This window comes from Acidovorax sp. GW823-FHT01C06 (genome assembly GCF_058798375.1).
In genome coordinates, this window is record NZ_JBXAKN010000004.1 from 106,351 (window position 1) to 125,744 (window position 19,394).

The 19,394-nt window shown below is 61.0% G+C and carries 17 protein-coding genes; 13 read left to right on the forward strand and 4 right to left on the reverse strand.

Going from position 1 to position 19,394, the window contains the following annotated elements; genetic code table 11:
• Positions 1–22: 22 nt before the first annotated feature.
• The 10 genes from AC1RCS_RS10995 (at position 23) to AC1RCS_RS11040 (ending at position 10,732) form a co-directional block, all read left to right on the forward strand.
• Positions 23–985, forward strand: coding sequence for an MBL fold metallo-hydrolase (locus AC1RCS_RS10995; RefSeq protein ID WP_492244645.1), 963 nt, complete (start codon positions 23–25; stop codon positions 983–985).
• A 129-nt stretch (positions 986–1,114) separates the two neighbouring features.
• Entirely contained in the window at positions 1,115–2,434 is a 1,320-nt protein-coding gene (gene hmgA / locus AC1RCS_RS11000; RefSeq protein ID WP_492244644.1) for a homogentisate 1,2-dioxygenase, read from the forward strand.
• A 6-nt stretch (positions 2,435–2,440) separates the two neighbouring features.
• Positions 2,441–3,712 (forward strand): fumarylacetoacetase, encoded by a 1,272-nt coding sequence (gene fahA, locus AC1RCS_RS11005; protein WP_492244643.1) that lies wholly within the window; start codon positions 2,441–2,443, stop codon positions 3,710–3,712.
• A 66-nt stretch (positions 3,713–3,778) separates the two neighbouring features.
• Complete coding sequence (locus AC1RCS_RS11010) at positions 3,779–4,660, forward strand: DMT family transporter (protein WP_492244642.1); 882 nt, start codon at positions 3,779–3,781, stop codon at positions 4,658–4,660.
• A 17-nt stretch (positions 4,661–4,677) separates the two neighbouring features.
• Positions 4,678–5,841 carry an NADH:flavin oxidoreductase/NADH oxidase gene (locus AC1RCS_RS11015; protein ID WP_492244641.1) on the forward strand — a complete coding sequence of 388 codons (1,164 nt, stop codon included), beginning with the start codon at positions 4,678–4,680 and terminating at the stop codon, positions 5,839–5,841.
• 22 nt (positions 5,842–5,863) lie between these two features.
• Positions 5,864–6,559 (forward strand): EthD domain-containing protein, encoded by a 696-nt coding sequence (locus tag AC1RCS_RS11020; RefSeq protein ID WP_492244640.1) that lies wholly within the window; start codon positions 5,864–5,866, stop codon positions 6,557–6,559.
• A gap of 15 nt (positions 6,560–6,574) precedes the next feature.
• Positions 6,575–7,216, forward strand: a complete 642-nt coding sequence (locus AC1RCS_RS11025) for an EthD domain-containing protein (RefSeq protein ID WP_492255582.1) — start codon at positions 6,575–6,577, stop codon at positions 7,214–7,216.
• A 514-nt stretch (positions 7,217–7,730) separates the two neighbouring features.
• The gene (locus tag AC1RCS_RS11030; protein ID WP_492244639.1) at positions 7,731–8,387 is read left to right on the forward strand and encodes a TetR/AcrR family transcriptional regulator; all 657 of its coding nucleotides are present in this window, start codon (positions 7,731–7,733) and stop codon (positions 8,385–8,387) included.
• A gap of 143 nt (positions 8,388–8,530) precedes the next feature.
• Positions 8,531–9,505, forward strand: coding sequence for a Bug family tripartite tricarboxylate transporter substrate binding protein (locus AC1RCS_RS11035; RefSeq protein WP_492244638.1), 975 nt, complete (start codon positions 8,531–8,533; stop codon positions 9,503–9,505).
• A gap of 30 nt (positions 9,506–9,535) precedes the next feature.
• Positions 9,536–10,732 (forward strand): M24 family metallopeptidase, encoded by a 1,197-nt coding sequence (locus AC1RCS_RS11040; RefSeq protein WP_492244637.1) that lies wholly within the window; start codon positions 9,536–9,538, stop codon positions 10,730–10,732.
• Positions 10,733–11,042: 310 nt separating this feature from the next.
• On the opposite strand, the gene AC1RCS_RS11045 is transcribed toward AC1RCS_RS11040, so the two are convergent.
• The gene (locus tag AC1RCS_RS11045; protein ID WP_218339799.1) at positions 11,043–11,957 is read right to left on the reverse strand and encodes an enoyl-CoA hydratase; all 915 of its coding nucleotides are present in this window, start codon (positions 11,955–11,957) and stop codon (positions 11,043–11,045) included.
• A 16-nt stretch (positions 11,958–11,973) separates the two neighbouring features.
• A complete protein-coding gene (locus AC1RCS_RS11050) occupies positions 11,974–13,008 on the reverse strand; it encodes a polysaccharide deacetylase family protein (protein ID WP_492266991.1) in 1,035 nt (344 codons plus the stop codon).
• Positions 13,009–13,161: 153 nt separating this feature from the next.
• On the opposite strand from AC1RCS_RS11050, the gene AC1RCS_RS11055 reads away from it, so the two are divergent.
• The 3 genes from AC1RCS_RS11055 (at position 13,162) to AC1RCS_RS11065 (ending at position 16,765) form a co-directional block, all read left to right on the forward strand.
• Positions 13,162–14,082, forward strand: a complete 921-nt coding sequence (locus AC1RCS_RS11055; protein ID WP_492244635.1) for a LysR family transcriptional regulator — start codon at positions 13,162–13,164, stop codon at positions 14,080–14,082.
• 100 nt (positions 14,083–14,182) lie between these two features.
• Positions 14,183–15,193: a Bug family tripartite tricarboxylate transporter substrate binding protein gene (locus AC1RCS_RS11060; protein ID WP_218339797.1), complete on the forward strand. Its 1,011-nt coding sequence runs from the start codon at positions 14,183–14,185 to the stop codon at positions 15,191–15,193.
• 24 nt (positions 15,194–15,217) lie between these two features.
• Complete coding sequence (locus tag AC1RCS_RS11065) at positions 15,218–16,765, forward strand: AMP-binding protein (protein WP_492244634.1); 1,548 nt, start codon at positions 15,218–15,220, stop codon at positions 16,763–16,765.
• Positions 16,766–17,022: 257 nt separating this feature from the next.
• Here the strand turns inward: AC1RCS_RS11065 and AC1RCS_RS11070 are convergent, their stop codons facing one another.
• Positions 17,023–18,015 (reverse strand): Bug family tripartite tricarboxylate transporter substrate binding protein, encoded by a 993-nt coding sequence (locus AC1RCS_RS11070; RefSeq protein WP_218296201.1) that lies wholly within the window; start codon positions 18,013–18,015, stop codon positions 17,023–17,025.
• A 91-nt stretch (positions 18,016–18,106) separates the two neighbouring features.
• Positions 18,107–19,390, reverse strand: a complete 1,284-nt coding sequence (locus tag AC1RCS_RS11075) for a hydroxymethylglutaryl-CoA reductase, degradative (RefSeq protein ID WP_492244633.1) — start codon at positions 19,388–19,390, stop codon at positions 18,107–18,109.
• Positions 19,391–19,394 lie beyond the last annotated feature (4 nt).

Here is a 19,394-nt window from a genome sequence, read left to right on the forward strand (position 1 = left end):
CCTATTTCAGAAGGAATATCCCATGAGCCAAGAAACCAAGAAGTTTGCCTCGCAAGCCGACCTTGAAGAGAAGAAGGTCACCTTTAGCCAGATATCCGAACACGCGTGGGCCTACACAGCAGAAGGCGATCCAAACACCGGCATCATCATTGGCGACGACGCAGTGCTCGTGGCTGATACACAGGCCACGCCGGCCATGGCGCAAGACGTCATCCGCCGTATTCGCGAGGTGACCGACAAGCCGATCAAGTACGTCGTTCTGACGCACTACCACGCTGTGCGCGTGCTCGGTGCCAGTGCATACGGCGCAGATCACATCCTTGCGAGCCAGGACACCTACGATTTGATCGTTGAGCGTGGCGAGCAGGACAAGGCCAGCGAAATTGGTCGCTTCCCTCGTCTCTTCGCGGGAGTTGAGACCGTACCCCCTGGCATGACTTGGCCCACGATGACTTTCACCGGAAAAATGACGCTGTGGCTTGGCAAGGTGGAAGTCCAGCTGTTGCAACTCGGCCGTGGTCACACCAAAGGCGATACCGTCGTGTGGCTGCCTGGTGAGGGTGCTCTGCTGTCTGGCGATCTGGTCGAGTTCGGCGCCACACCCTATGCGGGCGACGCCTACTTCAAGGACTGGCCGCAAACCCTGAAAAATCTTGCTGCCCTCAAACCAAAGGCGTTGGTGCCAGGACGCGGAGTGGCTCTGACCACTCCTGAAGAGGTCGCCAAAGGCCTTGCAGAGACAGGTGAATTCATTGCCGACGTGTATGCGAATGTGCAAAAGGGCGTCTCTGCTGGCAAGGATCTGAACACGATCTACAAGGAGACATTCGCAGCGCTGAAGCCCAAATATGGTCACTGGGTCATCTTTGACCACTGCATGCCGTTCGATGTAACCCGTTGCTACGACGAGGCGACTCAATACGCTGATCCACGCATCTGGACTGCAGAGCGCGACATCGAAATGTGGAAGACGCTGGAAGGCTGAGGTTTCTCCTTCAGTCCCCAACCATCTGTTATCTCGGCTCGGACCGACCTTTGGGACGGTGCGGACGGGTCGGTCCGTCCCTGCATTCTGGGGATTTGCCGGCCCGCAATACCTGTCAAGGAGCAAAGCGTGATTGACCACTTGAATTCGGAACGCCGCTATCAAAGTGGCTTCGGCAACGAGCATGCCACGGAGGCCGTGCCTGGCGCGCTGCCTCAGGGGCGCAATAGCCCGCAAAGGGCTCCGTTTGACCTGTATCCCGAGCTCATTTCTGGAACTGCGTTCACTGCGCCGAGGCATGAAAACCGCCGTACATGGATGTACCGACGCCAGCCCTCGGTGGTGGCGGGGCGCTACAAGGCATACCACCAGCCGTTGTGGACCACGGGTGGCGATCGCGGAACGCTCCTCGCCCCAGAGCCAATGCGCTGGCATCCCATTCCTTTCGAGGAGGGCGTGGAAATCGACTTCGTTGATGGAATGCGAACCCTGGCAGCCAATGGCGACGCGGATGCGCAAGCGGGTGTTGGTTCTTTGGTGTACCTCGCGAACAAGTCCATGGACAGGCGCGCATTTGTCAATGCGGATGGTGAATTGCTCATCGTCCCCCAGCAAGGGCGGTTGGTCATCACAACCGAATTGGGAGTCCTGGATCTCAGGCCCGGGGAGATTGCAGTCTTGCCTCGTGGCTTGGTCTTCAAAGTTGCAGTGCCGGATGGACCATCGCGGGGGTATGTATGCGAGAACTACGGTGCGCAGTTTCGCTTGCCTGAACTGGGGCCCATTGGGTCGAACGGGCTTGCGAATGCGCGAGATTTTCTGGCTCCTGTTGCTGCCTTCGAAGAGCAAACAGGTTCTTGCGAGCTGATAAAGAAATTTGGTGGGCACTTCTGGATTGCACCTGCGAAGGGTTCGCCATTTAACGTTGTGGCGTGGCATGGAAACTTGGCGCCGGTGAAGTACGACACGGCCAACTTCATGACCATCGGTTCCATCAGCTTCGACCACCCAGATCCGTCCATCTTCACGGTGCTTACTTCGCCCAGCGATACGCCTGGCACGGCGAACTGCGACTTCGTGATATTCCCGCCGCGATGGCTCGTCATGGAAGACACCTTTCGACCGCCTTGGTACCACCGCAACCTGATGAGCGAGTTCATGGGCCTGGTCTACGGCGAGTACGACGCAAAGCCTGGTGGGTTCAAACCTGGCGGTGCCAGCCTTCACAACGCGATGGTGCCGCACGGCCCTGATGAAGAGGCCTTTGAAAAGGCCTCAAGCGTGGAGCTGACACCACAGAAGCTGGACAACACCCTGGCGTTCATGTTTGAAAGCCGGTATCGCTTCATTCCTTCAGCCTTCGCACTCAGCAAGGCGCCTTTGGATCATCACTATGCCGACTGCTGGGCGGGTCTCAAGGATCAGTTCAAGCCTGCCGGAAGGAGTTGAGAGACTATGTATGACATCGACGCTACCCACGACCCGAAGCTAAAGAGCTGGGTCGATTCGGCCAATCTTGCAGGCTGCGATTTCCCAGTGCAGAACTTGCCTTTCGGGCGATTCAAGCGAGTGGATAGTCAGGGCGACTGGAAGATCGGCGTGGCCATTGGTGATCAGGTCTTGGATCTTCGGGCCGCTGGTTTGATTGACACCGACGACATGAACCTCGTCATGGGCGCTTCGATGAGCGATCGGCGGGCCCTGCGTCACAAGATTTCTGAAGGCTTGCGTGACGGAAGTCCTCAACGTGCGACCTGGTTGGGCGCCCTGGTGCCGCAGGTTGAATGCGAGTACACAGTGCCTTGCCGTGTGGGCGACTACACCGACTTCTACACGAGTGTTCACCACGCGACCACGGTGGGCAAGCAGTTCCGTCCAGACAACCCATTGCTGCCCAACTACAAATGGGTACCCATTGGGTATCACGGCCGCGCATCTTCGATCGGTGTGAGCGGCGTCACCTTCAAGCGGCCCCGTGGCCAGATCAAGGCTCCCGACATGTCTGTACCTGGTTTGGGGCCGTCCAGGCGCCTGGACTATGAGCTGGAGCTGGGTTGGCTCGTAGGGGCAGGCAATCAGCAGGGAGAGTCCATCGAGATTGGAGATGCTGAGTCTCATCTCTTTGGAGTGGCCCTGTTCAACGATTGGTCCGCGCGTGATATCCAAGGCTGGGAATATCAGCCTCTGGGCCCCTTCCTCTCCAAGAATTTTGCAAGTACCTTGTCCCCTTGGATGGTGACCATGGAGGCATTGGCTCCCTTTCGCGTAGCGTTCGAGCGGCCCCCCGAAGACCCGCAACCCCTCCCGTACCTTGACGGTGACGGCAATCGCAAAAGGGGAGCATTCTCAATATCTCTTGAGGTTCTTCTGCAGACCCAAACGATGCGCGACGCGGGCGAGGGCCCTGTGCCCCTTTCAAGAACCAATTCCAGTCGAGCGGCGTACTGGACCCCCGCGCAATTGGTAGCGCACCACACTGTGAATGGGTGCAACTTGCAGGCTGGCGACTTGTTGGGTTCTGGGACCCTGTCTGGCCCAGATCCGAGCGAGGCGGGCTCGTTGATGGAGCTGACGACAAGTGGAAAGCACCCGGTCAAACTACCCAGCGGAGAGGTCCGCAGCTTCCTTGAAGATGGAGATACGCTGATCCTGCGCGGGTGGTGCGAAGCCGAAGGTGCGGTGCGCATTGGGTTTGGGGATTGCGCTGGCACGGTCGCGGCGTCATGAAGAAGCGCGGAACCCATGCATCCTGAAAGTCCGCGCACTGTGAGTCGCCGGGCACTTGGGGTGCAGGTGACCCTCATCGCCGCGATGGCGATCTGGGGGCTCAATGTCACCGTGGTGAAGCAGCTGACCCTCAGCTTCGAAACTTCCATGCTCGCAGCCTTGCGGATGGTTGTCGCGCTAGCTGTCTTGTCAGGAATTCTGGTCTGGAAACGCCAGATAGTTACCGGCCTGGATTGGAAGCAAGTTCGTACACTGGTTGGGTGCGGCGTACTGATGGTCTACCTGAATCAACTGCTCTTCGCAGAGGGGTTGCAGCGGTCTACTGCGACGAACGGCGCTCTCATCATGGCTCTCAGCCCCTTGGTGTCTGCAGTGCTTGCCGCGATCATGTTCCGTGAGCGCCTGACCCCGCAACGTCTGCTCGGTGTTGCTTTGGGCTTTGGCGGTGTTTCTGCTGTAGTGCTTAGTCACCCCGGCGCCGGACTGTCTAGTGCGAGCATTGGCGATCTGATGCTGGTGGCGGGGGTGGTGAGCTTTGCGGCCGGGGGGGCGCTGGTGCAGCGCCTTGCTCGCTCTTTACATCCCTTGACCATCAGCTGGTCCATTTACCTCGTTGGTACTTTGATGCTAGTGCTGCAGGCGGCAATCAGAAGTCCTTCCTTGGCCCCTGAAGCGATTTTCCCTGGATGGTGGCAATGGGCGCTGATCTTGTTCTCCGGGGTGATGGCCACGGCCTTGAGCAATCTGCTTTGGAACCGCGCCATTGCCTCTATTGGTGTAGCACGCACAGCGGTCTTCCTCTACTGGGTTCCTGTTTTCGGCGTGCTCTTTGCTGCGATGTTGCTGGACGAGCGTTTGACTACGTGGCACCTCGTGGGCTTTTTCGCAGTCATGGCCGGCACTTTCCTCGGCACTAGACCGCCAGTGCCGCCTTCATCGAACTCTTAAGCCTTTCAAATTTCATCATGACTATCCATGAGCCGCTGTTGTTTCAGCCTTTGAGGCTTCGAGAGCTGCAGCTGAAGAATCGCGTTGTCATATCTCCGATGTGCCAGCATGCCGCCGAAGCGGGGCGGGCCACTTCCTGGCATATGGTTCACCTCGGGAAGTTCGCACTTGGTGGCGCAGGTCTCATCTTGACGGAAAGTACTGCTGTCGACCCGCGTGGCCGTATTGGAACCGCGGATTTGGGTTTGTGGGATGACAGCCAAATCGAGCCGCTGAAGGCAGTGGTCGATTTCGTGCACGCAAACGACTGTGCAATTGGCGTCCAGCTGGCTCACGCGGGCAGAAAGTCGGGTAGCCAGCCGCTGTGGGAGGGAGGTGCGGCATTGAGTGACACGGAAATGCAAGCCGACACAGAGCCTTGGCAGCGGCTCGGCCCCAGCGCGCTCGCTGCAGGTCCAGGTTGGTCCCCGCCCCGAGCTATGGATGCTCAGGAGATTGAGGACGCGATTCAACGCTTCGTCGATGCAACAGTGCGGGCGGAAAAGGTGGGCTTTGACGTCGTGGAGTTGCACTTCGGTCACGGCTATCTAGTCGCCAGCTTTCTGTCTCCGAACTCAAACCACCGAGACGATGAGTGGGGCCGCAGCCTCGATGGCCGCATGAGACTTGCGGTCGAACTGGCAACCCGAGTGCGGGCTGTCTGGCCTGCCAGCAAGCCTCTCTTCTGCAGGTTGTCCGCAGTGGATGGCAGCGTTGACGGGTGGAGCTTGGAGGATTCGGTTGTCCTCGCACGCGAGTTGGTCAAAGTCGGCGTGGACGTCATCGACTGCTCATCGGGCGGGTTGACTGAGGAAACGCGCGCACTTCCGGTGCCACGTGGACTGGGCTTTCAGGTGCCGTTCTCTGAACGCATTCGGCATGGCGCCAATGTGCCCACGCAGGCGGTTGGAATGATCGTCGATGCGGTTCAGGCAGAGGCCGTACTTCAAGAAGGCAGGGCTGATCTGATCGCTTTGGGTCGAGAGGCCTTGTTCGATCCGTATTGGGCTCACCACGCGGCGGGTGCATTGGGTATGGATTCGAACTACCAGCGCTGGCCCATTCGCCATGGCATATGGCTGGCAAAACGTGCACCCGGCTTGGCGCGAGCACGTGCGGAGGCTGCCGAGCAGCAGAGCTGACATAAAAGGGAAGGACACGCATATGACGGTACGCATGGGACTCATCCGAAAAAAAGTCGACTGGACTTTTGAGGATTTCAATTCATATTGGCGCGATAGCCATGGAGCGCTCGCCAGTCAGTTGCCCAATTTGCGCGAGTATTGGCAAAACCCCGTCGTTGATCGACTGCAGCGAGGTATTGACTTCGCGAGGGGGCCATGGGATTTCGATGGATTTTCGCAACTGTCTTTTGACGACGCAAAGCAGTCTGACCGAGCTTTCAGCGATAGAGATTTGGCGAACGACCTCATCCAGGACGAGCAGTATTTCCTTGGTGACTTGCACATCGTGACCGCCGAGCAGTCCGTGGTCATTCCGGTGCCTCCACAGAAAGAGCGCTCCCAACTCCTAAAGCGCATGTCGGTCATCAAGCGTCTGCCGACCCTGAGCGAAGAAGAGTTCCGTCGAGAATGGAAGACTCACGGCGACTTGGTTCGCAAGATGTCTGGCGTCAGCGCCTACCGCCAGAATGTGATCACTGGACGGGAAAGATTGAAAGGGCGCCCCTGTGCCTACAGCGATCTTCCTATCGACGGGATCGTCGAGCTTTGGTTCAAGGACGCGGAGACGCTTGGTGCAGCGTTCGGTTCAGACGCTGGCAAGGAAACAATGGCTCATGCCAAGACTTTTTTGTCTGAAATCACGGCGTTTGTGGTGGCCGAGCGGCAAATTCTCTGACGGTAAGGGCTTCAGATGATGAAACGTATGACGCTTCTGGCCAAGAGGGAAGGGATGGCCACGAGTGACTTCCGTGCATATTGGGCGGGGCCTCATGCGCAGCTTGCACTCGGGATGAATGGAATTGTCAAATACACGCACAACCGGGTGGACAAGGTTTTGTGGGCGAGCGATGGTGAGCCGGCCTTCACCGTGGATGGTGTCGTCGAACTGTCTTTCTCCGACGCCGAGGCCATGCGGCAGGCCCAAGCGTCAGTTGTAGGGGCCAAGTTCATTCCGGCCGACGAGCCGCAATTCCTCAGGGGTTGGACGTTGTGCGTTGTGGAGGAGCAGGGCGACGAACCTCAAGAGCAATGCACCAAGGTGCTCATTCCGTTCCATGCGCAGCCAGAGACGCGCAATGCGTTGTGGTCTGAACTGCAAGACCTGGATAAGGCTTCAGGGATGCGTTCGGTGCTGAACTGGACGGTGTCGACAGCACGGCGCGAGAAACTCTGGGCGGAGCCTGTCCCTCCCACAGGGGTCATTTCCGCTTGGCTCGCCAGTGTCGCGAAGGCTCATGAAGCGTTCGAGCCCGAGTCCAGGCTCCGCCGGGTGGTCGAGACGTACACCACAGATGGCGTTGCCTATCTCGTCGACCGGCTCCACATCAGGTAAGGCGCCACCTGTCCGTGCCGGTGCGCGAATCCTTGCTTCCTTGCCGCATTCCCGGTGGAGCTCTGACCGCTGTGATTGCGTGCCGCACAAGTGCGAAGGTGAACTCGGCGGTGTTTCCGACTCTAGGACAACAACCCATTTGATCAACCATGGAAAAAGCCGCATGGATGATGGGGTCCTGTTATCGACTTTCATTGGCCCGCATACGGGTTGATTCCAACCATAAAGTCCGTCGGAAGAATTCCGTGTCGCGAAATGCCAAGCGCCTCGGTTGAGGCGCTTTTGGGGTCAAGATCGCAAAGGTCTGCGGGGAGTCGGATGGGCTGCTTCAGGCTGGTTGCAGCCGCTTGTGCCCCATCTGACATACGACAGCTTTATGCGCTCAACGGGCAATCTACCAGGCAGCGCCTTGGGCCTCCCTGCAATAGCGGAGGTCCACCGTTCAAGGTTGATCGCATGCGAACGCGAACACTCGGACGAGGAGAGTGGCCATCGTGCTGCGAAAATGCGCTGCATGACGACGCCCCCTTCGCACACTGCCAATGCACAGCCCGGAAAAGCTCCCAAAGATTCCGGGAATAACGCGACACCGCCTTCCAGGCGCGATGGCGAACAAGCCCGTCAGTTGCTGGCTGCGGCGGGTCAGCATGTGCTGACGCATGGCTTCGGGGACTGGTCATTGCGGGCCATCGCACCGCACCTTGGTACCAGCCACCGCATGCTCATCTACTACTTCGGTTCGGCCGATCATTTCTGGGAGCGTGTGCTACACGAAATCCGCCGCGACGAGGTGGCCAAGCGCCGTGAGATCCTGGGCAACGACCTCGGCATGGCAGGCAACATCGAGCGCGCATGGGACCGCTTCTCGACCGAGAGCTACTTGCCCGTGATGCAACTGCTGTTCGAGCTCTATGGCCGAGCAGTACGAAACCCTGAGCGCCATGCGGATTTCCTTCAGGACGTAGTGGCAAGTTGGCTGGAACCCCTGGAGCGCCAGATGATCCACCAACTGGGTCTGCGCCCGAAAGAGGCCCGGCTGCGTGCGAGGCTGCAGCTTGCGACATTTCGTGGCCTGATGCTGGACCTGCTGGCGACAGGGGACCGCAAGGAGACCACTGCTGCCCTCAAGTACTTCGCCCAACTCATCGCGCAGCCGCCTCATCCTGACTGACTGCCACCCGGACCGCCTTCTGCTTAGCGCCCGCGCCTTCTGGCTCGGGCGCTTTTTTTTGCACTTGCGCTTTCCCTTGATTTCTGTACCATGCGGTTCATTGCAATCTGTACCACGCGGTACACAATATTTGAAAGGGGCTGATGATGAAGCCGTTGAACCGTCGTCCGGGGTTGAAAGTGCTCGTCGCCTTGGGCGTTTTGCTGGCGCTGCCAGCGTGGTCGCAGACCTGGCCCGCGCGGCCAATCAAGCTCATCGTTCCCCAGGCCGCCGGATCGGGCAATGACGTGCTGGCGCGCACCCTGGCAGAGCAGCTCGGCAAGGGCCTGGGCCAGAGCGTGGTGGTGGAGAACCGGCCCGGCGCAAACGGCAGTGTCGCTGCGAGCTACACCGTGGGACAGCCGGCCGACGGCTACACGCTTTTTCTCGCTGGGGTGTCCAACCTGGCCTGGAATCCCTATCTCTATCAGCGTCTGAGCTACAACCCTGCGCGCGACTTTGCCGGGGTGGCCGTGTTTGCCAACACGCAGTTCGTCACGCTGGCTTCGCCCACGCTGCAGGTGCGCAGCTTTGCCGAGCTGGTGAAAAAGGCCAAGGAAGCACCGGGTCAGATCAGCTATGCATCGGCAGGCATCGGCAACTCGACTCATCTGTCGATGGAACTCGTGGCCGAGCGCAGCGGCATGAAGCTACAGCATGTGCCGTTCAACGGCGCGGGCGCCACCACCAGCCTGATGGCCGGCGACACGCCGGTCATGACGACCGTGCCCGGCGGCATTACGGAGCTGGTGCGCACCGGCAAGCTGGTGGCGCTGGCCGTGACAGGTGACAAGCGCATGGATGCATTTCCAAATGTGCCTACCTTCAAGGAGCTTGGCTATGACGTAGCTGTGCCGGGCTGGTACTCGATCGTTGCCAAGGCAGGCACGCCACCGGCGATCGTGCAGAGGCTCAACACTGAGATAAACAAAGCGATCCAGACCCCTGAGGTGCGCGAGCGCCTGGCCGCGCAGACGCTGGAGCCGATCTCGGCGCCTGCCTCCGAGGTCGAGCGGCTGGTGCAGCGTGACGCTGCGGCCTGGGGGCCATTCATCAAGAAACTCGACATCGCGCAGTAAGCAAGCAACCCGAAGAAGGAAAAGAACGCCATGCCCCGCATCACCACCACCGTGCGCGACGCCCGTACGCAAGCCATGCAGGCCCTGATGGACCGCTTGCGCGTTGATGCGTTGGTTTTCACCACTGCGGATTTCTTTCAGTATGCGAGCAACTTCCAGCTTGACGTCTGGCCCTGGGAGCGCCCGGTGTTCCTTTTTGTGCCGCGCCACGGCGCACCGTTCGCTGTGATGAACGAACTCTCCACCCACCACCTGCGCTTTTGCCTGGAAAAGCAGAGCCTGTGGCTGGACGCTGACCGCATTCACTACTACAGCGAGCACCCCCGCATCACGAACAGGCTGCCCTTGCCAGCGCAATTGCCCGAGGTGGTGGCCGGCCTGCTGCACTCGAACGGCTTGGCCGGTGCGCGGCTAGCGGTGGATCTCCCGCACCCGGTGCTGGCGCTGGCGCAGCGCCATTTGCCTGAGCTGGTGGTGCGCCCCTCCCACGGCGAGATGCGTGCGCTGCGATGGGTCAAGCATGCCGAGGAACTGCAGATCATGCGAGAACTCGGCAGTTTGACGGACTGGGCGCAGGACCGCTACCGCGAGCTCTACAAGCCCGGCGCCCTGGTCCAGGTAGTGGATCACACCGTGGCCGCGTTGATGGCAGAGGAAGCTGCGAGGCGGTTCCCCGGCGAGGATTTCGAAGTCATGAAGTGCTGGACGTTGACCGGCCCCGCCTCGGCCTCGCCGCACGGCGATGGCGCTTCATGCGGCGCCCGCATTGCACCGGGCGACACCATCGTCAACTTCGTGCTGCCGCGCTTGAATGGCTACTACGTGGAGAACGAACGCACTTGGTTCTGCGGCGCGCCGAGCGCGCAGCAGGTGCAATGCTTCGAGACCGCGCGCGCCGCGACCGATGCCGCCGTCGCCGCCGCGCGCCCGGGCAGGCGCGTGTGCGACATGGACGCTGCGGCGCTGGCGGTGATCGAGATGGCCGGACTGGCCGACCACGTGTTCCATCGCACGGGACATGCCGTGGGCCTGATGCTGCATGAGTACCCCGAGGACATGGCTTTCAATACCCGTGCGCTGCTGGCCGGCGAGGTGTACTCATCAGAGCCCGGTCTCTATGTGTATGGCCTGGGCGGTTTCAGGCTCGATGACACGGTAGTGGTCGGTGATGAACCGGAGGTATTGGTGAAGACCCCCAAGGACCTCGCCTACGCCACAGTGGGCTAGAGGAGGTGCTCACCACACAAAGCCGCCACGCCCGGTGAATCGCAATTGATCCCGTCCGGTAGTTACCCCGGTGGCTCGAGGAAGACGGCATGCCGCAGTGCCGTCCTGCCGTCCTGCCGTCCAGCCAGTCAAGCGTTGCAGGAGTAGATGGCGGCCACTGGCTTGGTGCGCGCATGCAGCAACTGAACGGCACCAAGGACGAAAAGCACCACCGCCTCGCCCTTGAGGCCATTGCTGCGTTCGCAACAGATGGTCCAGCGCCTGCGTCGGCGGCAGGACGTCGGGATCAAGTTCAAGGCACGTTCAATGGTCAGGATTTCCGGTTGTCGCCGGTGCCAGGCAGTGCCTGCAGATTGAACCGGACGCGGATTTTCTCGCGAAGAGCCGGATGGATTCCTTGGGGGTCCACCAGCAATCCCCACTGCTGCTTGTTGTGGTGGTGCGAAAGTTGGTGCAGCCCGAATGCGTGCATCATGGCATTGCGACGCGCTCCGACGTCCTGTGCATGGTTCACGGATTCCTTGACTGCCTTGAGGACGAAACTCCCCTTGTTGGCGATCTTCTTGGCGAGGTTCAGCGCGCTTTCCATCAACGCACCCGCCGGGAAAACCTGATTGACCATCCCGCACTGCTTTGCATCTTGAGCGGTCAGCCAGTCACCGGTCATCAACCATTCCTTTGCCTTGCGGGAACCCAGTTCCCACGGATGCATGAAGAACTCGACGCCTGCGACGCCAAACTCGAGCGTTGGATCGCGAAACCGGGCATCGTCAGCCGCGACGATCATGTCGCAGCACCAGGCAAGCATGAGACCGCCGGCCACGCAAGACCCTTGCACCACCGCGATCGTCGGCTTGGCGAGGTTGCGCCAGCGTTCACACATCTCCAGGTAGATCTCCTTTTCCCGTCCATAGAGGCCTTCGACACCCGGGCCGTCGAATGCAGCCCAGGTGCCCACCGTGCGGAAGTCACGCCAGGTTCTGTTGTGGTCGCCGCCCATGTCATGGCCGGCCGAAAAGTGATCGCCGTCCCCTGAGAGGATGATGACCTTCACTGCGTCATCCTGCGCAGCGCGGTCGAACGCTGCATTCAGCGCGTACGTCATCTCCATGTTCTGCGCGTTGCGCACGGCCGGTCGCGACATCGCGATGTTCACGATATCCTGCGTGAAATGCTCGTAGCGCACGCCGTCGTATGTGTGGGGGTCGAAGAATGTGGGCTGCATGGAAGTGGCTGCTGTGTTAGTGCTGCTGGTTGGGGTAAAGAGGAATCGGCTGGATCTTGGCTCCCGTGGCGTATGCGATGTGCTCACGCATCCGCAAGGTGATCTCAGCCTGCATTTCGCCCGGTGCGGGATGCAGTTTTTCGATGTCGTCGAGGATTGACGGGATGGGATCGCTGACGGGGACGCCCAGCGAAAGTGCCCATTTCTCGACCTGGAAGATGAATTCCGGACTGATCCGTGGAGGAACCTCGGCGTTCATGGAGTCGCCCATGGCGTCATCCAGCGAAACAAAATCGACTGCTGCGGCCCGAAAGCAGTCCAGGATTTCCTCCAGGCAGTCCGCGGCAATGGACGTGCCATGGATCAGCCAGATGTGGATCGGGTCGCGGCCGAACACCGCTCTCGCGTTTGCCGCGTGAACACGCAACTCGTGCAGCGCGCTGGCCACATAGGCACGACGTATCTGCGCCGCCTCCTCGGGCGAACCGCGTTTCAATACCCGGCAGTACGCCGCATTCCAACGTATGTCGTGGAATCCGATGCTGACCGGGACCGGCGTGTAGCCCATGTCCTCGAGCCTGTCCAGGATGGCTCCGCACTTGCACGCGGTGTCGCCCCACAGATCCATGCAGAACCGGAAGCAGCGCCTTGGCGCCTGGTTGATGTAGCGGCCAAGGTACTTTTCTGCCTCTTCGATATCGCGGGCGTAAGTGTCTGCGTCCAACCAGTTGAGCGGTGGGTGGTTGTGCGTGTGGTTGGCCACATGATGGCCACTCTCGACCCACGTGTCGAAAACCTCCAGCAAGTTCGCGTCGTCTTCGATCGGGGCGGTGTTGGAGAACTGGTAAACCCCGGCCACGCCATGCGATTTCAAGGCGGAGATGATTGCGCGAATGTTTGATGGCACACTGTGCCTGGGAGCCATTGGCACCCCTCGAAGCAGCAGCATGTCGTCGATCGTGATCGCGATCTTCAGTCGGCCCAGGGGTGAAACGGGCAGGGGAGTCTTGTTGATGCCGGGGGTGGAATGCATGATGTCGGGACCAATCATTTGTCGGTCCCCGAGCATCGCCGCTGCACAGGCGCTCGTCTATTCAACAATACGAAAGGTGACTTTCAGCATGGAAAAGTGCAGGCGGCCGGATGTCGAAGACGGCATTTGGTCATCCACATGCTAGACCGCCCCCAGGAGCGGCCACAGGGCATGCCCAGGCGCTCTGTCCACTTCGATCTCGCCGACCTTCGCCTGATGGTGCGCATCGCCGACACCAACAGCCTCACGCGCGCTGCCGAACAGGTCCACATCTCGCTGCCTGCTGCGAGCAATCGGATCAAGCAACTTGAACAATCGGTGGCTACGCGCCTGATCAACCGGACCAGCAAGGGGCTGACGCTCACGGCCGCGGGCCAGGCGATGATCAAGCACGCGCGGCTGATCATGGAGCAGGTCGAGCTGTTGCGTGCCGAGATGCTTGATATCTCCGACGGCATCGATGGGCGCTTGCGGATCATGGCCAGCACCACTGCCATCAGTGAATTTCTGCCGCCTGTGATCGAGCGGTTCCTCGCAAGTCGGCCCGGAACCAGCATCGACTTGCGGGAACGCCTTTCAAGCGACATCGTTCGAGCGGTTGCAGAAGGGGTGGTTGATGTCGGCGTGATCCTCGAAGACGTTGGCACAACTGGCCTGGAGATTCTTCCCTATCGCACCGATCACATGGTGCTCGCGGTGCCGGCAGGACATCCTCTGGCCGAGCGGCGTTCTGTTTCTTTTGCCGAGACGCTGGATTTTGACCACGTAGGACTTTCCCAATCGAGCACGCTTCACAACTTCTTGCTGCAGCAGGCTGAAATGCTCAGGCGACACATCAATCTGCGTGCCCAAGTCGGCAATTTCGAAGCACTGTGCCGGATGGTTCAGGCACGGATCGGCGTCGGCGTGCTCACCCATCTGCCAGCCGCACGCCATGCGAAGTCGATGAACATCCGCATCGTGAGCCTGGAGGACGAGTGGTCGATTCGACCCCAGTACATCTGCATCAGAGGATTGGAGGAACTGCCACTGTTCGCACGTGAATTCGTCGAGATGTTGCGCGCGGATGCACGCGATAGCCAGAGCCCGTGAATTGATACCTTACGGGGGTTAAGCAGGGCGAAACTGCTGTTTTCCAATAGTGAATTGCCAGGAGGCCGTCGCCTCGCGAATATGCGGGTCTGGCGGACACGTGCGCCTGCTGACAACTTCAAAATTGGAGACGAATATGTGTATCAAAAATGGCGTGAAGGTCGCGATAGCTGCTGTACTGGCTTTGACGCTTCAGAGTGGATTTTCCCAGGCGTGGCCATCGAAGCCGGTGCAACTGGTCGTGCCGTACCCGCCGGGAGGCGTGCTGGACAACTTCGCTCGGCCGATGGCGGAGGCGCTCAGCAAGGAGCTTGGGCAGCCTGTGGTGATCGATAACCGGGCCGGCGCGAATGGGATCATCGGGACGACGCGGTGTGCGAAGGCCTCCGCCGACGGCTACACGCTTTGCATCAGCAACGGCGACATCATGTCGCTCAATCCACAGCTGTACTCGAAGCTGCCCTATAGCCCGAAGACTGACCTGGTTCCCGTGGTCCGCATGGCGAACATGGTGGCGGCGATCGTGGTCTCCTCCGGCGTCGGCGCGAAGAACCTCAGCGAACTGGCTGCACTGGACAAGGCGAATCCCGGGAAGGTCAACTGGGGGACTTTCGGAACGGGCAGCACCTCGCACGTGTTCTTGACCGAGTACAACCGTGTGTTTGGAACCCAGCTGACCCACGTGCCGTACAACGGCTCGGCGCCGTTGATGCAGGCCTTGTTGGCGGGTGACGTGCAGTCCGCGATGTTGGCGCACGTCGCAGTGGCCCCGTACATCGAAACCGGAAGGCTGCGCGCGATCGCCGTGATGGGTGAAAAGCGGTCCGACTTCTTCCCTGGCGTGCAGACGATCAGCGAACAGAAATTCGCTTTCTCCGGCGAGAACTGGATCGGGCTGACCGCTCCTGCCGGCACGCCCCCGGCGGTCTTGGAGCGCGTCAATCTCGCAGTCAACAAGGTTCTCGCCGACCCGGGATTCCGCAAGCGCAGTCTCGAGGCCCTGGGGCTGGAGCCCGTGGGTGGATCGAGGGACGCGTTTGCGCAGTATCTCGGGCGCGAGCAGGCACTTTGGGCCGAGTTGATCTCGCACAGCAAGATCAAGCTGGACTGAGAACCAATCGGGATTTTTAGCCATATGAAACTGCATCACCCCCCCACCTTCTTCTCGTTGGTGCTGCGTGCCTTGCGCAAGTACCCGGGCCGCACAGCCTTCCGCCAGGGCGAATTGGCAGTTCTCTATCAAGACGCCATCGATTTCATGGGGAAAGTTCAGGCGGTGCTGAGTTCGCACGGCATGCGCCGGGGCGCGCGCGTCGCATTGCTGACGGAAAACAGGTACGAGACTTGGTGCGCGTCCGTCGCAGCACAGGGGCTCGGCGCTGCCACCAGCTGGCTGCACCCGCTCAGTTCGCTGGACTCCCAGGTGTCCCAGATCCGCGATGTGGGTGCTACCGTCCTGATCATCGACACGGATGGATTCACAACGCGGGCCCATGAACTCGCCGAGGCGCTCCCGGGCGTTTCCGTGTTCCACGTGGGAGAGGCTGGACCCGGTGCCGATCTTCTGGCGCTTGTCGCCCGGCATGAACAGGTCGAACCGGTCGAGCGGGCGATCGCGACCGACATCGGCACGTTGAATTTCACCGGGGGCACGACCGGCCGCCAGAAGGCCATCGTGCGCGAGGCAGGTCAGGTCGCGCTGATGTCCATCGCCATGAACAGTGAACTGGAGCTGCCCGATGGCGTGCAATATTTGGCGATCGCGTTGATCAGCCATGTCACAGGACAGTTGATTGCACCGACGCTGATGCGTGGCGGCACTGTCCATTTGATAAAGAAGTTCGACGCAGGCCAGGTACTGGAGATCATCCAGCGCGAGCGCATCAGTGCAACCCTGATGGTGCCCACGATGATCTACAAGCTTCTGGATGCGCCACTCGAGGAGTTCGACCTGGACAGCCTCGAGCTCGTGGTCTATGCGGGGTCCGTCATTTCGCCGGACCGCCTGAGGGAAGCGATTCAACGCATCGGCCCGGTCTTTTCCCAGGTCTATGCGCAGACAGAATGCACCCCCATCGCGATCTTGCGCCGCAAGGATCATGATCTGGACGATCCTGCATCCCTGGCAGCGTGTGGCTACTCCATGGCGACGGCCGAAATCGCGATTCTCGACGACAGCAATCAGCCGCTGGCGGCGGGCGAAATCGGTGAGATCTGCGTGCGAAGCCCGTCGGTGATGCAAGGCTATCTCGAGCAGCCGGAAGCCACCCGGCAAGCACTGGCTGGCGAGTGGTTGCACACCGGGGACATCGGTTTCTCCGATCCGCATGGCCGCCTGTCGATTGTGGACCGCAAGAAAGACATGATCGTGTCAGGGGGCTCGAACGTCTATCCGCGGGAGGTCGAGGATGTTCTGGCCGCGCATGCCGCTGTCGCATCCGCCGCCGTGATCGGCGTGCCCCATGCCACGTGGGGTGAAGCCGTCGCGGCGTTCGTCGTGTTGCGGGACGGGGCTGAAGCCGAGGCAGCTGACCTGATCGCCTACGTGCGGGAACGCAAGGGGCCGCTGATTGCACCGAAGCAAATCATCTTCGCAGATGCGCTGCCAACGACCCCCTTTGGAAAAATCGACAAGAAGAAGCTGCGAGCGCCTTTCTGGGAGCGAGAGACGAGGTTGATTTGACGCGGGCAAGCCTCGCGTCCCGTGGCTTTTTTTGGTGCGCCGGTGGTAAGCCAGGCGCACGCCGATAGACGCGAGAATGACCGGCCTCGGGGCGCTTCAGCAAGCCGCAGCCTGCAGCGACGGGCGCCCCGTTTTTCGGGCATGGCCGGCCTGGAGCGCACACCCTTTCTCCTGACCGGGCAACAACCCGGTCGAAGCCCAGGCGGTGCAGGTCGCCCGTCCGGTCAGCGTCGTGCCGTCAAGCGACGCCAACACGGTCACTCGATGGCCACCTTGGCCGTCTTGACGTACTGGCCCCAGCGATCGATCTCGCTGAAATAGAAGTTCTGGTACGCGCGCTGATCCATGTGCTCGACGACGAAGAACATCTTCTTGGTCTGCTCGACGATGGCTGGCTCCCTGAGGGTGGCGTCGACTGCCTCGTGCACGCGCGAGATGACGTCTTCCGGCATTCCGGCCGGGCCGAAAATTCCCACCCATGGTCCCCGTTCGACATTGAGACCGATTTCTTTCAGGGTCGGGACGTCCGGAAACTCCGGCAGGCGTTGGGGCATTGAAACCGCCAGCAGGCGCAGCGTACCGCTGCGGATGTGGGGTTCCACGGTCGACAGGACGTTGATGGAACAATCGACCTGTTGAGACAGCTGGGCATTGAGCAGGGGCGCGGTGCCGTTGTAGGGCACATGCAGGAGATCGACGCTCTTGGCCACCTTCAGGGCCTCCATCATGAGGTGTCCGGACGTGGCGGTGCTCCACGAGCCGAAGCTCATCGGGGTCTTGGCATCCTTGGCCATCTGCAGGAACTGGTTCAGGTTCTTGGCTGGGTGTGAAGCGCTCACCACCAGGGCCGCAGGGAAGAAGCCCAGCGGCGCAATGGCAACAAATTCCTTCTTGGGGTCGTAAGGTGCCTTCTTCATCGCATGGGGCGCGATGGTGTGCGACTCCATGCCGCCGTAGACGAGCGTGTAGCCGTCGGCCGGGCTGCGCGCTGCCGCGACGCTACCGATGGTTCCGACGGCGCCGGGGCGGTTGTCAACCACGACGGCCTGGCCGAGCCGCTTCTGAAGACTCGTGCCCATGAGGCGCACGATCACATCGCCGCCGCCCCCCGCAGCCCAGGGGACGATGATCTTGATCGGACGGTGGGGGAACACAGCACCCTGTGCGAGCGTGGGGCACGCCCACGTTGACAACATCGTGGCGCCGAGGGAACCGAGCACGGTGCGGCGCTTGACCTGAGGTTGTGTCATGTCGATAGTCTCCAAGTTATGAGATGGGTGAACGGTCTGGCTGGCTTCGAGGCCGGCGGAATCAGCCGCCCCGCCGGCAATGGCGGCTGTCTTAGTTTTGGCGCAGCTCTTCAAGCAAGACGACCGCCCGGTCGGTGCGTACGTCGTGCTCCGCGGCCATGCGCCTGGCAACGACTTCGATCTCGTCACCCGTTGCCCCTGCGACCAGCGCGATGTTGCGTGCGTGCAGGGCCATATGGCCGCGCTGGATCCCTTCGGTGGCCAGGGCGCGCAGCGCTCCGAGGTTCTGGGCCAGGCCCACCGCGACGGCCACCTCGCCCAGCTCCTGCGCCGACCTGACGCCCATGATCTTGAGCGACAACCGGGCCAGCGGGTGTGTCTTGGTCGCGCCGCCCACCAGGCCCACGGGCATGGGCATTTCGATGGTGCCGACCAGCGCGCCCTGGGTGTCTTTCTCCCAGGTCGTCAGCGAGGTGTAGCGTCCGTTTCGGCAGGCGTAGGCATGGGCGCCGGCCTCGACCGCGCGCCAGTCGTTGCCGGTGGCAACGATGACGGGATCTATGCCGTTCATGATGCCTTTGTTGTGCGTGGCCGCGCGGTACGGGTCGATGGCTGCGAAGGTGTAGGCATCGAGCACGCCTTCGATGATCTCTTCGCCGCTGCGCTCTTTGGTTCTGAGCGTTTCGGGCGTGAGCCGCACGCGGGCGCGTGACAGACGCAGGTCGGCCAGGTTGGACAGGATGCGCAGCCGCACGGTGCCGCCCGTGAGCTTCTCGACCAGGGGCGAAACCGATTCGGCCATGGTGTTGACGGTGTTGGCACCCATCGCGTCGCGCACGTCGACGATCAGGTGCATGACGACCATGGGACCGCGGGCCGTGTCGGGGAACACGTGGATCTCGATGTCGCGGCAGCCGCCGCCCAGGCCGATGAGGACCTTGTCGCGGCTGTTGGCGACCTCCAGGATCTCGTCACGATGCTTCAGGAGCGCCAGGCGGGCGCCATAGGGGTCGGTGATGCCAATGACCTGCACCTGGGCACGCATCAGCGGCCCCGTGCTGGAGGTTTCGAAGCCGCCACAGTCGCGGGCCAGCTTGGCCATGAACGAGGCCGCCGCCACGACGGACGGCTCTTCGACCACCATCGGTACCAGGACATCGCGACCGTTGATCTGGAAGTTGCCGCCGATGCCGAACGGAAGTTCGAATGTTCCGATGACGTTCTCCACCATGCCGTTGGCACGCTCGACGTTGAGCGCGCCGGGCTGGGCGATGAGTGCGACATCGCCCTCGGACAGGTTGGCGATTCGTGCGACATGCTCCAAGCGCTGTGCAGGGCTGAGGGATCGGAAGTTTGGGAGTCGTGAATCGACCATGGAG

Coding starts and splice junctions, on each gene's coding strand:
- AC1RCS_RS10995 (WP_492244645.1), top strand. CDS start 23: ATGAGCCAAGAAACCAAGAAGTTTGCCTCGCAAGCCGACCTTGAAGAG.
- fahA (WP_492244643.1), top strand. CDS start 2,441: ATGTATGACATCGACGCTACCCACGACCCGAAGCTAAAGAGCTGGGTC.
- AC1RCS_RS11015 (WP_492244641.1), top strand. CDS start 4,678: ATGACTATCCATGAGCCGCTGTTGTTTCAGCCTTTGAGGCTTCGAGAG.
- AC1RCS_RS11020 (WP_492244640.1), top strand. CDS start 5,864: ATGACGGTACGCATGGGACTCATCCGAAAAAAAGTCGACTGGACTTTT.
- AC1RCS_RS11025 (WP_492255582.1), top strand. CDS start 6,575: ATGATGAAACGTATGACGCTTCTGGCCAAGAGGGAAGGGATGGCCACG.
- AC1RCS_RS11030 (WP_492244639.1), top strand. CDS start 7,731: ATGACGACGCCCCCTTCGCACACTGCCAATGCACAGCCCGGAAAAGCT.
- AC1RCS_RS11035 (WP_492244638.1), top strand. CDS start 8,531: ATGATGAAGCCGTTGAACCGTCGTCCGGGGTTGAAAGTGCTCGTCGCC.
- AC1RCS_RS11040 (WP_492244637.1), top strand. CDS start 9,536: ATGCCCCGCATCACCACCACCGTGCGCGACGCCCGTACGCAAGCCATG.
- AC1RCS_RS11045 (WP_218339799.1), bottom strand. CDS start 11,957: ATGCAGCCCACATTCTTCGACCCCCACACATACGACGGCGTGCGCTAC.
- AC1RCS_RS11050 (WP_492266991.1), bottom strand. CDS start 13,008: ATGATTGGTCCCGACATCATGCATTCCACCCCCGGCATCAACAAGACT.
- AC1RCS_RS11055 (WP_492244635.1), top strand. CDS start 13,162: ATGCCCAGGCGCTCTGTCCACTTCGATCTCGCCGACCTTCGCCTGATG.
- AC1RCS_RS11065 (WP_492244634.1), top strand. CDS start 15,218: ATGAAACTGCATCACCCCCCCACCTTCTTCTCGTTGGTGCTGCGTGCC.
- AC1RCS_RS11070 (WP_218296201.1), bottom strand. CDS start 18,015: ATGACACAACCTCAGGTCAAGCGCCGCACCGTGCTCGGTTCCCTCGGC.
- AC1RCS_RS11075 (WP_492244633.1), bottom strand. CDS start 19,390: ATGGTCGATTCACGACTCCCAAACTTCCGATCCCTCAGCCCTGCACAG.